The 14,137-nt window shown below is 73.3% G+C and carries 13 protein-coding genes; 6 read left to right on the top strand and 7 right to left on the bottom strand.

Features of this window, described 5'->3' with window-relative positions:
• Positions 1-118 precede the first annotated feature (118 nt).
• A complete protein-coding gene (locus tag ACZ6BB_RS05405; protein WP_471613978.1) occupies positions 119-946 on the top strand; it encodes a TIGR02452 family protein in 828 nt (275 codons plus the stop codon).
• 8 nt (positions 947-954) lie between these two features.
• On the opposite strand, the gene ACZ6BB_RS05410 is transcribed toward ACZ6BB_RS05405, so the two are convergent.
• From ACZ6BB_RS05410 to ACZ6BB_RS05425, 4 genes are all read right to left on the bottom strand, one after another.
• A complete protein-coding gene (locus tag ACZ6BB_RS05410; protein ID WP_471613979.1) occupies positions 955-1,401 on the bottom strand; it encodes a type II toxin-antitoxin system PemK/MazF family toxin in 447 nt (148 codons plus the stop codon).
• 70 nt (positions 1,402-1,471) lie between these two features.
• The gene (locus ACZ6BB_RS05415; RefSeq protein WP_471613980.1) at positions 1,472-2,890 is read right to left on the bottom strand and encodes a flotillin family protein; all 1,419 of its coding nucleotides are present in this window, start codon (positions 2,888-2,890) and stop codon (positions 1,472-1,474) included.
• 160 nt (positions 2,891-3,050) lie between these two features.
• On the bottom strand, positions 3,051-3,275 hold the full coding sequence (locus tag ACZ6BB_RS05420) for a hypothetical protein (RefSeq protein WP_045561539.1): 225 nt from the start codon (positions 3,273-3,275) through the stop codon (positions 3,051-3,053).
• A gap of 53 nt (positions 3,276-3,328) precedes the next feature.
• Positions 3,329-4,753 carry an amidase gene (locus ACZ6BB_RS05425; protein ID WP_471613981.1) on the bottom strand — a complete coding sequence of 475 codons (1,425 nt, stop codon included), beginning with the start codon at positions 4,751-4,753 and terminating at the stop codon, positions 3,329-3,331.
• Between the two features lie 729 nt (positions 4,754-5,482).
• Between ACZ6BB_RS05425 and ACZ6BB_RS05430 the strand changes: the two genes are divergently transcribed.
• Together ACZ6BB_RS05430 and ACZ6BB_RS05435 are read left to right on the top strand one after the other, a co-directional pair.
• Positions 5,483-6,517 carry a LacI family DNA-binding transcriptional regulator gene (locus tag ACZ6BB_RS05430; protein ID WP_275454985.1) on the top strand — a complete coding sequence of 345 codons (1,035 nt, stop codon included), beginning with the start codon at positions 5,483-5,485 and terminating at the stop codon, positions 6,515-6,517.
• 111 nt (positions 6,518-6,628) lie between these two features.
• A complete protein-coding gene (locus tag ACZ6BB_RS05435) occupies positions 6,629-7,822 on the top strand; it encodes a 4-hydroxybenzoate 3-monooxygenase (protein WP_471613982.1) in 1,194 nt (397 codons plus the stop codon).
• Between the two features lie 13 nt (positions 7,823-7,835).
• Here ACZ6BB_RS05435 and trxA read toward each other — a convergent pair whose 3' ends face one another.
• Entirely contained in the window at positions 7,836-8,219 is a 384-nt protein-coding gene (gene trxA, locus ACZ6BB_RS05440; RefSeq protein WP_471613983.1) for a thioredoxin, read from the bottom strand.
• Positions 8,220-8,347: 128 nt separating this feature from the next.
• On the opposite strand from trxA, the gene ACZ6BB_RS05445 reads away from it, so the two are divergent.
• The gene (locus tag ACZ6BB_RS05445) at positions 8,348-9,808 is read left to right on the top strand and encodes a dihydrolipoyl dehydrogenase family protein (protein ID WP_471613984.1); all 1,461 of its coding nucleotides are present in this window, start codon (positions 8,348-8,350) and stop codon (positions 9,806-9,808) included.
• 26 nt (positions 9,809-9,834) lie between these two features.
• Here ACZ6BB_RS05445 and ACZ6BB_RS05450 read toward each other — a convergent pair whose 3' ends face one another.
• Complete coding sequence (locus ACZ6BB_RS05450; RefSeq protein ID WP_471613985.1) at positions 9,835-10,491, bottom strand: peptide deformylase; 657 nt, start codon at positions 10,489-10,491, stop codon at positions 9,835-9,837.
• A 183-nt stretch (positions 10,492-10,674) separates the two neighbouring features.
• Between ACZ6BB_RS05450 and ACZ6BB_RS05455 the strand changes: the two genes are divergently transcribed.
• On the top strand, positions 10,675-12,084 hold the full coding sequence (locus tag ACZ6BB_RS05455; RefSeq protein ID WP_471613986.1) for a PepSY-associated TM helix domain-containing protein: 1,410 nt from the start codon (positions 10,675-10,677) through the stop codon (positions 12,082-12,084).
• A 163-nt stretch (positions 12,085-12,247) separates the two neighbouring features.
• Here ACZ6BB_RS05455 and ACZ6BB_RS05460 read toward each other — a convergent pair whose 3' ends face one another.
• Complete coding sequence (locus ACZ6BB_RS05460; RefSeq protein WP_471613987.1) at positions 12,248-12,595, bottom strand: tetratricopeptide repeat protein; 348 nt, start codon at positions 12,593-12,595, stop codon at positions 12,248-12,250.
• A gap of 121 nt (positions 12,596-12,716) precedes the next feature.
• Between ACZ6BB_RS05460 and ACZ6BB_RS05465 the strand changes: the two genes are divergently transcribed.
• Complete coding sequence (locus ACZ6BB_RS05465) at positions 12,717-13,682, top strand: pirin family protein (RefSeq protein WP_471613988.1); 966 nt, start codon at positions 12,717-12,719, stop codon at positions 13,680-13,682.
• The last annotated feature ends 455 nt before the right edge of the window (positions 13,683-14,137 follow it).

The following is a 14,137-nucleotide window of genomic DNA, read 5'->3' on the forward strand; positions in this document are numbered from 1 at the left end:
TTCCGAGCCGTTCACACGAGGAAATTCCGTTGCGGTCCTTCACCAGCATGTCCCAGGATGCGTCCATGAGCACGACGGGGGAGAAGGCGGCGCCCGCGCCGCACGCGGGGGCGCCGGTATGAGCGCGCGTCTGCGAGGAATCGCACGGGAGACCGAGGAGATCGTCGCGGCCGGGCACTATCGCGCGCCCTCCGGCCACCAGGTGTCCATCGCGGACGAGGTGGCCGCCGCACGGGCCGGCACCCGCCTGCACGGCCCCGGCCCGGTGGGGACACCACAGGCCGGCCCGGTGCGAACGGCCGTCGAGGTCACCGGCGAGAGCAGCCTGGAAGCCGCCCGCCGCCTGTGGGCGGCCGACACCGCCCCGGTGGCCGTCCTCAACTTCTCCTCGGCCCGCAATCCCGGCGGCGGCTATCTGAACGGCGCCCAGGCGCAGGAGGAGGCCCTCTGCCGGGCCTCCGCGCTCTACACCTGCGTCCGGGAGGCCCCCGCCTTCTACGCCCACCACCGCGCCCACCGCGACCCGTTCTACACGGACCGCGTCATCCACTCACCCGCCGTACCCGTCTTCCGGGACGACCGCGGCGCCCTCCTCGACACCCCCTTCGTGGCCGGCTTCCTGACCTCCGCGGCCCCCAACGCCTCCGTCGTCCGGCGTACGGTCCCGGAGCGCGCCGCCGAGCTGCCCCGGGCCCTGGCCACCCGCGCGGAACGCGTCCTGGAGACGGCGGCGGCGCACGGCTACCGCCGGCTGGTCCTGGGCGCCTGGGGCTGCGGGGTGTTCGGCAACGACCCGGCCCAGGTGGCGGCGGCGTTCCGGGCCCTGCTCATGGACGGCGGCAGGTTCGAGGGCACGTTCGCGCACGTGGTGTTCGGGGTGCTGGACCGCACCAGGGGAGCGGTCGTCCGCGGTGCGTTCGAACGAGAGTTCAACCCCGGCTCCTGAGCGGTGTCCTACCGCCAGCCGTACCGTTCCCGCAACCGCAGCACGACGGAGTTGAACCGCATCCGGTCCAGCGCGCAGGCCTCCCGCCGCATCCCCGCCTCGTGCAGCCGCAGCACCCGGTCCACGTCCACCCAGGAATCCCGCCCCGACCGGTCCCACGGCCCGCTCCCGATCGGCACCCACTCCCGGTCGCCGTCATGCCGCTTGCTCGACAGCTGCACGGCGAGCAGGGTCCCCCCGGCCTCCCGGGCCACGACGAGCACGGGCCGGTCCTTGCCCCGTCCGTCGTTCTCCTCGAACGGCACCCAGGTCCACACGATCTCCCCGGGATCCGGATCCCCGTCGTGCGCGGGCGCGTACTCGGTGCGCACCCGCCCGACACCGCGGGGATCGGCCTCGGTGGTGGCGGTGGGCCCGTAGCGCCCCGGCACGTCCTGCTCGGCGAAGGAAGTCACAGCGCACACGCTAACCCGCGCCCTGTCGGGGGCGCGGGTCAGCCGACCGGCCGCCGTCGGAGTCGCCGGGCTACGACTCCCTGTCGACCTGCACCTTCTCCACGGCCACCTTCTCCACGGGCACCCCGTTGACCCCCGCGGAGCCGCCGGCGGGGGCCCCGTTGTTGTTCATCGAGGACAGCAACTGCCGGGCGAGGCCGAGCCCCGTCCCGCCCATCGTGAGGGCCTTGGCGAACATGTCCGCCATCCCGTCGGCGCCGTTGAGCAGCACCATGTTGTCGACGTTGCCGAACGCGGACGCGCCGGCCTGCACGATCTCCGGCCACTGCTCGGCCAGTTGCTGCGCGATCACCGCCTCCTGGTTCTCGGCCAGCGCGGCGGCCCGCGCCTTGATGCCCTCGGCCTCGGCGAGTCCCTTCGCCCGCGTGGCCTCGGCGGCGGCGATGCCCTTGGCCTGCCGGGCCGCGGCCTCGGCCTCACCGGTCACCTGGGTCGCCCTCGCCTCGGCGGCGGCCGCCAGCTCGGTCTCCTTGGCCTTGGCCTGCGCGGCGGAGATACGGGCGTCGCGGTCGGCCTCGGCGAGAGTCCGCTTCTCGTAGGCCTTGGCGTCGGCAGGCTTGCGGACGTCGGCCTGGAGCTGCTGCTCGCGCCGGGCCGCCGCCAGCTCCGCGACCCGGGTCTCCTGGACGACGACCTCCTGCAGCGCGGCCGCCTCGGCGAGCGGGCCCGCCTGCTTGGACCGCGCCGAGGCGTTGTCCCGCTCGGCCTGGTAGCCGGCCTGGAGGATCTCGCTGTCCCGGGTGGCCTCCGCCATGCGCGCCGCGGCCTGCTGCTCGGCCTCGGTGGCGAGCCGGTTGGCCTCGGCCTGAGCGATACGGGCGTCCCGCTGGACCGCCGCCGCGTGCGGCATGGCCAGGTTCTTGATGTAGCCGGTCGGGTCCTCGATCTCGTGGATCTGCAGCGAGTCGACGATCAGACCCAGCTTCTCCATCTCCGTCCCGCACGCGGCCCGGGTCTGGCCGGTCAGCTTCTCGCGGTCCCGGATCATGTCCTCGACCGTCAACCCGCCCACGATGGACCGCAGATGACCGGCGAACACGTTGTGCACCCGCTCCGAGACCCGCTTCTGCTGGCCGAGGAAGCGGCGGGCCGCGTTGGCGATGGACACGAAGTCGTCGCCCACCTTGAAGATGACGACACCCCGGATCTTCAGCGGAATGCCCTGGAACGTCACGCATTCCACGGCCAGTTCCGTCTGGTTCAGATCGAGGGAGAGCTTGCGCACCGCCTGCATACCGGGCAGTACGAGGGTGCCGCGCCCGGTGACGATACGGAAGTTCATGCCCTCCGTCAGGCCCTCCATCTTGTGCTTGGAACCGGAGATGATCAGCGCCTCGTTCGGTTCGGCGACACGCCACATGAGCTTGAAGAGACTGATCAGTACCACTGCGACCGCTACGGCCGCCCCCGCGATGATGCCGACGAACATCGGCCCACCCCCTCTGGCCAGGTGCCCTCACGGCACCGAACGTCGGGAGTGTCCCGCGTGGTACGGCGGCGGTACAGGGAGCGAGGGCCCGTTGTTGCAGTCCTGATGCGAACCGGTTCCCGAAGGCCGACAGAGCGCGCCCGGACGACCCGACGGGACGTCAACTGTCGTACGCGGCGGACACGTAGACCGTACGCGGCGGCAGGTACTCCATCACCATCACGAGCGTGCCCGGCTCGATCCGGTCCCTCGCGGAGGCGGGGTAGGCGAGAAAGTGCTCGGCGCCGCCCCGTACCCGGACGATCACCTCGCCGACGAGCCCGGGACCGACCGCACCGGTCACCCGTCCCATCAGCCCGACCATCGACGCTTCGTCCATGGTCACAGCGTACGGGTCGCAGGGCGGGCGCCGAACCCGCCCGCCCGCGCCCGGCGCACTCAGACCGCGGGGGAGTCCGCGGTGCTCCGGCGCGGCGGCCACCGCTCGTGCCAGCGCTGGTCCGCCTCCAACTGCGCGGCCAGCGACAGCAGAAGGGGCTCGCTGTCCGCCGGGCCGAGCAACTGCGCGCCCACCGGCAGCACGTCGTCCACGAACCCCGCCGGCACGTTGACGCCGGGCCAGCCCAGCACGTTCCACGGCCACGCGTACGGGCAGGCCGCGATCATCGCGCGGTCGGTACCGAGCCCGCCGAGGTTCAGCATGGAGCCGATGCGCGGCGGGGGAGCGGCGGTCGTCGGCGCCAGCACCACGTCGTACGACCGGAAGAGCGCGCCGATCCGCCGGTGCAGGGCGAACTCGGCGCGCCGGGCCAGCCGCAGGGGCGCCCCGCCGAGCAGCCGGCCGAGGCGGGCGGCGTCGAGGGTGCGCGGGTCGAGGAGGTCCTGCTCGGCGACGGCGCCCACCCGTTCGGCGATGCCGGCGGTGGCGCGCGGGACGAAGGTCAGCCCGATCTGTCCGTACCGGGGTTCGGCCTCCTCCACCGAGTGCCCGAGCGCGGCGAGCCGTTCCGCCACCGCCCGCACCCGCTCCCGCACCCGGGGGTCGAGCCGCGCGGGCAGCGCGGTGAAGGGCGGTTTCAGGGACAGGGCGATCCGGAGCCGCCCCGGGTCCCTGCCGACGGCCGCGGACGCGTCGATGGCGGCCGGCCGGTGCAGGTCGCCCGCGTGGTTGCCGCTCGCCGCGTCCAGCAGGAGCGCGGCGTCGGCCACCGTGCGGGCGAGGGTGCCGTTGACGGTGATGCCCTGGAAGGACTCCGCGTGCGGCCAGGTCGAGATACGGCCCCGCTGGGGCTTGATGCCGACGAGGTGCGTCCAGGAGGCGGGGATGCGCACCGATCCGGCGCCGTCCGAGCCCAGCGCGGCCGGGACGATCCCCGCGGCCACGGCCGCCGCGGAACCGCCGGAGGAGCCGCCCGGGGTGTGGTCCGGGTGCCAGGGATTGCGGGTGGCCCCGAAGGCCGGCCCCTCCGTGAACGGCCACTGTCCCAGCTCGCACGTGTTGGTCTTGCCGACGACGATCGCCCCGGCCGCGCGCAGCCGCCGTACGGCCTCGCCGTCCTCCGGCAGCGAGGGGAACTCCCCCCGGCAGCCGAACGCGGTCGGTTCGCCCGCCACGTCCATGTCGTCCTTCACCGCCACCGGCACGCCGAGCAGCGGCCGCCGCCCGCCCTCCGCCAGCTCCCTGTCCGCCGCGTCGGCCTCCGTCAGCGCCGCCTCGGCCCGCACGCGCCGGAACGCGTTCACCGTCCCCTGGCTCGCCTCGATCCGGGCGAGCGTCCCCTCCACGAGCGCCCGCGACGTCACCTCCCCGGCCGCCAGCGCCCGAGCACACTCCACGAGACCCGGCGCACGGTCGACACCCATACGGAACACCTCCGGAAGCAGGTTTTCTACCGAACGGTAATGTGCGCGCGGGCGCGACGGTACGGCGTGGACGACTTGCCTGACGAGGGCGGCGATTCGTGCGGCCGGTGGGCTCGGCCGCCGCGGGCCAGGTGCCGCACGGTGAGGGCCGGACGGAGCCGGAGCCGTCGTCCGGAGCGGGCCGTCCGGCGGGTGGTCCGCGGGGCGTGCGGAGCGGCGCGGCCGGTGGGTGTGCCGTCGGTGTCCGCACCCGTGTCGAACACATAGTTCACGCCATAGCTTTCGCGTCGCGACACCCCGTGCCGCACATCGGGCGGACGGTCGCGGCACCGGCGGGACGAGCCCCCGCGCCCGCCCCGCGAGAACCGGTCGCACGGCCGTGGCCAGGCACGCGACCGCTCACCGACCGCCGACCCTGACCAGCGGATCGGCCACCGCCTGCGGCGGAACACCGATGTGCCGCCGCGTCACCGGCGCGCCGCGGCACCGGACGAGGGCCGGTCGCCCGCGCACCGGCCGGGGGCGGAAAGCAGGCCACACGTCTGTTCGGGGGCACGGCCGGCGCGCGCGTGTGGAGGTGGCGTGAAATGGCCGCCCGGTTGAACAGATTTCGAACACATTCGCCAAACTGCCCAGCCACAAAGATCGGTGGTCCGAACCCGGGCCTCGCACGGCCGACGGTCCCCCGGCCGGAACGACCTTCACCGCTTCTGCAAGGATGCCCTCCTCATGGTGCAGATACCGAAAGAGCCCGCCCCGCCCTCGCCCCTGCAGCGATCCGTGCCCACGAGCGCCGATGTGGCACGACTCGCGGGTGTCTCACGCGCGACGGTCAGCTACGTCCTCAACAACACCAGCGCCGTCCGTATCAGCGAGCCGACCCGCCGCCGGGTCCACGAGGCGGCCAAGGAACTCGGCTACGTACCCCACGCGGCGGCCCGCAGCCTGCGCGCCGGCCACAGCCGCCTGGTACTCATGCCCACCCCGAACGTTCCCATCGGCCCGCTCTACAGCCAGTTCATCAACGAGATCCAATGGGCCCTCAGCCGGCTCGACTACACCGTCGTGCAGCACGGCGGCATCGGACTGCGCGGCGACGACGCCGCCCGCGCCTGGGCGGAGTTGCGTCCGGTCGCGGTCATCGTGCCCGGCGTCGGTCTCGGCCCGCAGGGTGTGGCGGTCCTCAAGCGCTCCGGAGCCAAGGCCGTCGTCACCCTGACTCCCGAACCCGTCGAGGGCGCCCACGCGTTGATCCTGGACCACGCGGGCGTCGGCCACAGCGCGGGCCGGCACCTGGTCGAGAGCGGCCGCCGCCGCATCGGTGTCGTCGTGCCCGAGGAGCCCGGCTTCGGGGTCTTCTCCCAGCCCCGTCTGGCCGGCGTACGACGCGCGGTCCAGGGCACCGAGGCCACGGTCACGGAGCTGCCGCTCGCCTACGACGAGGCGGCCGCCGCCCGGCTCGCACGCGACTGGCGCTCCCTCGGTCTGGACGCGGTGTTCGCGTACAACGACGAATACGCGATGCTGGTGATGCGGGCCCTCCAGGACGAGGGCATCGGCATCCCCGGGGAGACGGCCGTGGTCGGGGCCGACGACCTGATGCTCGGCCGGCTGTTGCGGCCGCGCCTCAGCACCGTCCACCTGGAGCTGCCGTCCGGACGTCACCTCGCGGAACTGGTCGACCGCGTGGTGCGCGACCCCGCGTCGGTCCCCACCACCCACGACGTCCTGGGCGCCAGGATCGTCCACCGCGAATCGAGCTGACCGGGCCGGTCCGATCGGTCCCGGGCGGACCGGACGCGGCCGAGCGGGCAGGGCCGAACGGGCACGGCTGAACGCACAGGGCGGCGGACCGCCCGCCTCGGGAGGCGCGTCATGCGCACGAAGGTCGGCATCATCGGCGGGGGCCCCGCCGGACTCCTCCTCGCCCGGCTGCTGCACCGGGCGGACATCGACTGCGTGGTCCTGGAGAGCCGGACCCGGGCGGACGCGGAGCGGCGCCCGGGCGGAGGCCGGGGGTACGACGCCCTCCTGGAGCAGGGCACGGTCGACGCGCTGCGCGAGTGCGGCGCCGCCGGGCGCCTGGAGACCGATGGCCTGGTCCACCGCGGCATCGAACTGCGCTTCGACGGGGAACGGCACCGCCTCGACCTCCCGGCCCTCACTGGGGGCCGCGCGGTCACGAGCTACGCCCGGACGGAGATCGTGCGGGACCTCGCCGCCCTGCAACTCGCCGACGGGCCGCCGCTGTTGTTCCAGGCGGAGGCGATCGGCGTCGAGGGCCCTCTCGGCGAGCGCCCGGTGGTGCACTTCGTCCACGACGGCTACCAGGAGGAGCTGTCCTGCGACTGGGTGGCCGGCTGCGACGGTTTCCACGGCATCTCCCGCCATGTGTTCCCCGCCCCGGTCCGCCGGGTCCACCAGCACGAGTACCCGTACGCGTGGCTCGACGTCCTGGCCGAAGTGCCGCCGCCCCGGGAACCGGTCCACGCGCGCGGCGACCACGGCTTCGCCCTGCACGCCGCGCGGTCACCCTCGTCGTCCCGGCTCCACCTCCAGGTCCCGGCAGGCACCGACCCCGCCGACTGGCCCGACGCGCGCGTCCGGGACGAACTCGCCGCGCGTCTCGCCGTCGACGACACCGACCGGATCCTGGAACGCGGACCGATCACCGCCGCGTCCGTGACGCCGCTGCGCGCCTACGTCCACGAGCCGATGCGGCACGGCCGGCTGCTGCTCGCCGGGGACTCCGCCCACAGCCTGCCGCCGATCGGCGCCACGAGCCTCGACCTCGCGGTGTCCGACGTACGGCTCCTCGCACGCGCCCTCGTCGAGCTGTACACCGACGGCACGGCACAACTCCTCGACCGGTACTCGCAGTTGTGCCTCGACCGGGTCTGGCAGGCGGCCTGTTTCAGCGACGACATGATGCGGATGCTGCACACACGGCCCGATGGCGGCGCCTTCGACCACCGGCTCCAACTCGCCCGGCTGCGCCGGATCACGGAGTCCCGGGAGGCGGCCGCCGAACTGGCCGCCCACTACACGGGGCTGCCGCTGACCTGGTGAACCGGCCGGCTCGTCAGTCGTTCTGCTCGGCCTGCGCCTGCTGCTCGGCGACCGCCTTGCGGACCTCGTCCATGTCCAGCTTCCGGGCCTGCCCGATGACGTCGGTCAGCGCGGCCTCGGGCAGCGCGCCCGGCTGCGCGAACACGGCGACCTGGTCACGGACGATCATCAGCGTCGGGATCGACTGGATTCCGAAGGCCTGCGCCAGCTCCGGCTGCGCCTCCGTGTCGACCTTGCCGAACACCAGGTCCGGGTTGTCACCGGCGGCCTTCTCGTAGACCGGGGCGAACTGCCGGCAGGGCCCGCACCAGGCCGCCCAGAAGTCGATCAGAACGAACTCGTTCTCGGTGACCGTCCGGTCGAAGTTCTCCTTGGTCAGCTCCACGGTGCTGCTCATGGCGTGCATCCCTCTTCCTGGTCTCGGTGCTCGGGGGCGAGCCGCACACGACAACGCCACCCCGTGGTGGCGTATTCCGCGCGCCTACCCGTTTGGCCCCCGCACACACCAGCAACCAGACTGACCCCATGACGGATACGGAGAACACCGAAGGCACAGCGGGCGACGCGACACCGGCCGAGTACGACGTCGTGGTGCTCGGTGCCGGACCCGTGGGGGAGAACGTCGCCGACCGCACCCGCGCGGCCGGCCTGTCCACGGCGATCGTGGAGAGCGAACTGGTCGGCGGCGAGTGCTCGTACTGGGCGTGCATGCCGAGCAAGGCCCTGCTGCGTCCCGCGATCGCCCGTGCCGACGCCCGCCGCGTGCCCGGGCTGCGCCACCTGGTGGAGGGCCCGCTGGACACCGCCGAGGTGCTCGCCCACCGCGACCACGAGACCGGGCACTGGAAGGACGACGGCCAGGTGGGCTGGCTGGAGAGCGTCGGGGCGGTCCTGTACCGCGGCCACGCGCGTCTGGCCGGACCCCGCCGGGTCGTCGTGGACACCCCCGACGGCGGGCGCCGGCTGCTCACCGCCCGGCACGCGGTGGTGGTCTCCACCGGCAGCCGTGCCCTCCTGCCCGACCTGCCCGGACTCGCGCAGGTCAGGCCCTGGACCAGTCGCGAGGCCACCAGCGCGCGGACGGCCCCCGGCCGGCTGATCGTCGTCGGCGGCGGTGTCGTGGCCGTCGAGATGGCCACCGCCTGGCGGTCCCTCGGCTCCGAGGTCACCGTCCTCGTCCGCGGCAAGGGCCTGCTGCCCCGCATGGAACCCTTCGCCGGTGAACTGATCGCCGAGGCGCTCGCCGAGTCGGGCGTCGACGTGCGGACGGGGACGTCGGTGACGGCGGTGTCTCGCGAGAACGGGACCGTGGTGGCCCTCACCGACACCGGCGACCGGCTGGAGGCCGACGAGATCCTCTTCGCCACCGGCCGCGCCCCGCGCACCGACGACCTCGGCCTCGACACCGTCGGCCTGGAGTCCGGCTCGTGGCTGCCGGTCGACGACAGCCTGAGGGTGACGGGCAGCGACTGGCTGTACGCGGTCGGGGACGTCAACCACCGCGCACTCCTCACCCACCAGGGCAAGTACCAGGCGCGGATCGCCGGGGCCGCCATCGCCGCCCGCGCGGCCGGGGTCCCGCTGCTGGAGAGCGACCCCTGGGGCGCCCACGCGGCCACCGCCGACCACGCCGCCGTCCCCCAGGTCGTCTTCACCGACCCCGAGGCCGCCGCCGTCGGCCTCTCCCTCGCGGAAGCCGAACAGGCCGGCCACCGCGTCCGCGCGGTCGACGTCGAGTTCTCCTCCGTCGCGGGGGCGGGCCTGTACGCCGACGGCTACCGGGGCCGCGCCCGCATGGTCGTCGACCTGGACCGCGAGATCCTTCGCGGTGTCACCTTCGTCGGCCCCGCCGTCGGCGAGCTGATCCACTCCGCCACGGTCGCCGTCGCGGGCGAGGTCCCGGTCGACCGGCTCTGGCACGCGGTGCCCTCGTACCCGACGCTCAGCGAGGTGTGGCTGCGGCTGCTGGAGGCGTACCGGGGCTGAACGCGGCCGCCGGCCGGTCCGGGCGCTCAGTCGGGCAGCAGGAAGCCCAGCGCCCGGGCGGCCCGGGCCGGAGTCGGGTCGTTCCAGCGGTCGGCCATCGCCTGGTTGGAGGAGAGGGACCGCAGCTCGGCGTGGTCGAGGTAGAGCGTGCCGTTCAGATGGTCCGTCTCGTGCTGGACGATACGGGCGGGCCACCCCGAGAACTCCTCGTCCACCGCCCGCCCCCGCTCGTCGAGCGCCCGGAGCCGCACACGGGCGTGCCGGGCCACCACGGCCTGCCAGCCCGGCACGCTCAGACAGCCCTCGAAGAACGCGTCCCGGAACGGCCCCACGGCCTCGTACACCGGATTGACCAGGACACGGAACGGCTGCGGGACCCGGCCCCGGATGAGCCGTACCTCCTCCGGGACCGGCGCGGGGTCCTCGATCACCGCGATGCGCAGGGGCACCCCCACCTGCGGTGCGGCGAGACCGACACCTGGCGCCGCGTGCATGGTGGCGCGCAGGGCGGCGACGAAGCGGGCCAGGAGAGCCGGGTCGAGCTGGCCGTCGAAGGGCTCGGCGGTGCGGCGCAGCACCGGGTCGCCCGCGGCGACGATCGGCAGCGGTCCTTCGTGGGCGAGGAGTTCCTCGACCCGGTGCTTCAGGGGGCGGGAGTCGGCGCGGTCACGTTCGGAAGGCATCGGGCCAGGATGCCAACCGCCGTCGTACGGCGCGAGGCGGCTCACGCGAGGGCCCGGCAGCGCGAGAGCGGGCGGCGGCGGAAGTGCGTGTGACCCGCATCACACGCAGGGCCGGGAACTCGGGGCCCGCACGATCCGACTACTGAACCGCCACGACGTCCCCGCATCCCGGAGCATCCGCCGATGACCATCGCCCCCTCGACCGAGACGGACGAGTCCCAGAAACCCGTCGCCAAGCCCGACGGCGCCACGAGGGGCTGGGCCTCGCTCAGGCCGCTCGTGCTGCGGCTGCACTTCTACGCGGGCGTCCTCGTCGCCCCGTTCCTGCTGGTCGCCGCCCTGACCGGCGGACTGTACGCCGCCTCGTTCTCGATCGAGAAGATCGTCTACGCGGACCGGACGACCGTCGCGAAGGTCGGCGACGAGAAGCTGCCGATCTCCGAGCAGGTCGCCGCCGCCCGCAAGAAACACCCCGAGGGCACCGTCTCCGCCGTACGCCCCTCGCCGCAGGACGACGCGACGACCCGGGTGATGCTGACGGGCGTGGAGGGCATCGACGAGACCAACACGCTCGCGGTGTTCGTCGACCCGTACACCGCCGAGGTGCGCGGCGCCCTGGAGCAGTACGGCTCGACCGGCGCACTGCCGGTGCGGACCTGGATCGACAAGTTCCACGCCAACCTCCAGCTCGGTGAGCCCGGCCGCCTCTACAGCGAACTCGCGGCCAGCTGGCTGTGGGTCATCTCGGGCGGCGGCCTCGTGCTCTGGTTCGCCCGCCGCCGCGCCCAGCGCAAGGTGCGCGGCACCAGCGGCCGCCGTCGCACGCTGGGCCTGCACGGCACGGTCGGGGTCTGGGCCGCCGCCGGGTTCTTCTTCCTCTCGGCGACCGGCCTGACCTGGTCGACCTACGCGGGCGCCAACATCGAGGTCCTGCGCACCGAACTCCACCAGGCCACCCCGGCGATCTCGGCCGCCGCCGGCGACCACGGGGATCACGGCGACGACTCGGCGGAGGACGGGACCGCCGCGGAGGGTGACCTGGACAAGATCCTCGCCGCCGCGCGGGCCAAGGGCCTCGGCGACCCGGTGGAGATCGTGCCGCCCGCCGACGCGTCCTCCGCCTACGTGGTCAGGCAGGTCCAGCGCAGCTGGCCCACCAAGCAGGACGCGGTGGCCGTGGACCCGGCGACCGCCGAGGTCACCGACACCCTCCGGTTCGCCGACTTCCCGGTCCTCGCCAAGCTCTCCCGCTGGGGCATCGACGGTCACACGGGCGTGCTGTTCGGGCTGGCCAACCAGCTCCTGCTGATGGCCCTGGCGGCCTCCCTGGTCGTCCTGATCATCTGGGGCTACCGGATGTGGTGGCAGCGCGGCCGTGCCTCGTCGTTCGGCCGCCCGATCCCGCGCGGGGCCTGGCAACAGGTGCCGCCGCAGATCCTGGTCCCGGCCCTCGCCCTCGTCGCCGTCCTCGGCTACTTCGTCCCCCTCCTCGGCATCCCGCTCGCCGTGTTCATCGCGGTGGACGTCGTCCTGGGCGAGATCGCGCACCGGCGCGGCAAGCGGTCGTACGGCGGCCGGGCGGAGGCGAAGTAGGGCGCTCGGCGCGGTCGGGCGCCGTAGGCGCGGCCATCGCGGCCGGCGCAGACATGACGCGGCGCCCGGGGGTGGCGAAGCGATGGAGTGAGGGGGCGCGTCCGGTCCGGACGCGCCCCCTCACTCCATGTGTACGTGTACGTCGCCCGAATCCCCGCGTTCCCTACGGCTGCTCGAAGTCGCCCGCGAGCGCCGAGGCGATCCGCAGGTGGGACTCCGCCTCCTGGTACCGGGACTGCCGCTCCAGCGTGCGGCCCAGCATCAGCCGGGCGTACTGCTCCACCGGGTCCCGCTCCACGAGCACGCGCAACTCGGCCTCGGCCCTGCGCAGTTGGGCCGAGTGGTAGTAGGCGCGGGCCAGCAGCAGCCGCGGACCGGTCTGCTCCGGAACCTCCTCGACCAGCGGGCCGAGGACGCGCGCCGCGGCGGCGTAGTCCTTGGCGTCGAAGAACATCCGGGCGCGCTCCCAGCGCTCGGCGGGTGTTCCGTGGTCGTAGTACGTCGTGTCCACCGGTGCCTCCTTCGAGGCGCACAACCCCCGCTTGCTGTTGAATATTCCACTACTTCCGGGTGGGTGCATGGCTGACGGGGATGGCTGACGAGGGGAGCCGGACGGGTCTAGGTTGTGCAGCATGAGCAATCTTGATCGCGAGCCGGTGCCGGCGGTGTGCGGCGGCCGGGGCTTCGTGGTGGCCGAACCGGTGCGTGAACTCCTCAGCCCTCGACGGGTGAAGCTCGGTGAGTCCACCGAGGTGCGGCGGCTGCTGCCCAACCTGGGCCGCCGCATGGTCGGCGCCTGGGCCTTCGTCGATCACTACGGTCCCGACGACATCGCCGACGAGCCCGGAATGCAGGTGCCGCCGCACCCGCACATGGGCCTGCAGACGGTCAGCTGGCTGCACCAGGGCGAGGTGCTGCACCGCGACTCCACGGGCAGCCTGCAGACGATCCGCCCGCGCGAACTGGGCCTGATGACCTCCGGGCGGGCCATCAGCCACTCGGAGGAGAGCCCGCGGTCGCACGCCCGCTACCTGCACGGCGCCCAGCTCTGGGTCGCCCTGCCGGACAGCCACCGGCACACCGACCCGCGCTTCGAGCACCACGCCGAACTGCCGGTCGTCACGGCCCCCGGCCTGAGCGCCACCCTCATCCTCGGCACCCTGGACGGGGCCACCTCGCCCGGCACGACCTTCACACCGATCGTCGGCGCCGACCTCACGCTGGCCTCCGGCGCCGACGTGCGCCTCCCGCTCGAACCCGACTTCGAGTACGCCGTCCTCGCCATGGCCGGCGAGGCCCATGTCGACGGAGTCCCCGTCCTCCCCGGTTCCATGCTCTACCTCGGCTGCGGCCGCACCGAACTCCCCCTGCGCACCGACGCGGACGCCTCCCTCATGCTCCTCGGCGGCGAGCCTTTCGAGGAGGAGCTGATCATGTTCTGGAACTGGATCGGGCGGTCCCAGGAGGAGATCGAACAGGCCCGTCGGGACTGGATGGAAGGGACGCGGTTCGGCGAGGTGAAGGGGTACGACGGTGCTCCGCTGCCCGCTCCGGAACTGCCGCCGGTGGCGTTGAAGCCACGGGGAAGGGTGCGCTGACCTGCGGAAACGCGTGGGCATTGGTGGCCGCGGGTCGGAAGACGGTCGGGCCGTTCTCGCTGTCTTCCACCTGTTGCCGGAAGGCGTCCAAACAGCCGGCTGGCTCAGGCCGGTGCGGTTGGCGATTCCACGGTGTGGCCGTCTGTGGGTGGCTGTGGCAGGACTCTTGCTGACCTGATGCTGACTTTGCTGACGCCTTGTCAGGCTGGGATGCGAGGTCCTCCTTTTCCCAGCTTCAGCGCATGTGTAGGCGTTTGCAGGTTCGGTGGTGTCCAGACCGATGCTGACCCGGCCGGCGGCCGAGTCGGGCGTTGCGGAGGGACGGCGTCGCTCACACTGCCGCCTTGTTGAGATTCCACAAGGTTCCGATGTCATCGCTTTCTGTCGGCAGTGCCGCTCGTGTCCGTCCGAAAAGCGCTGCGCCGGAGAGGGGCTGGCAGGTTCTCGGTCTGACG

The organism is Streptomyces sp. NPDC041108 (assembly GCF_055592645.1).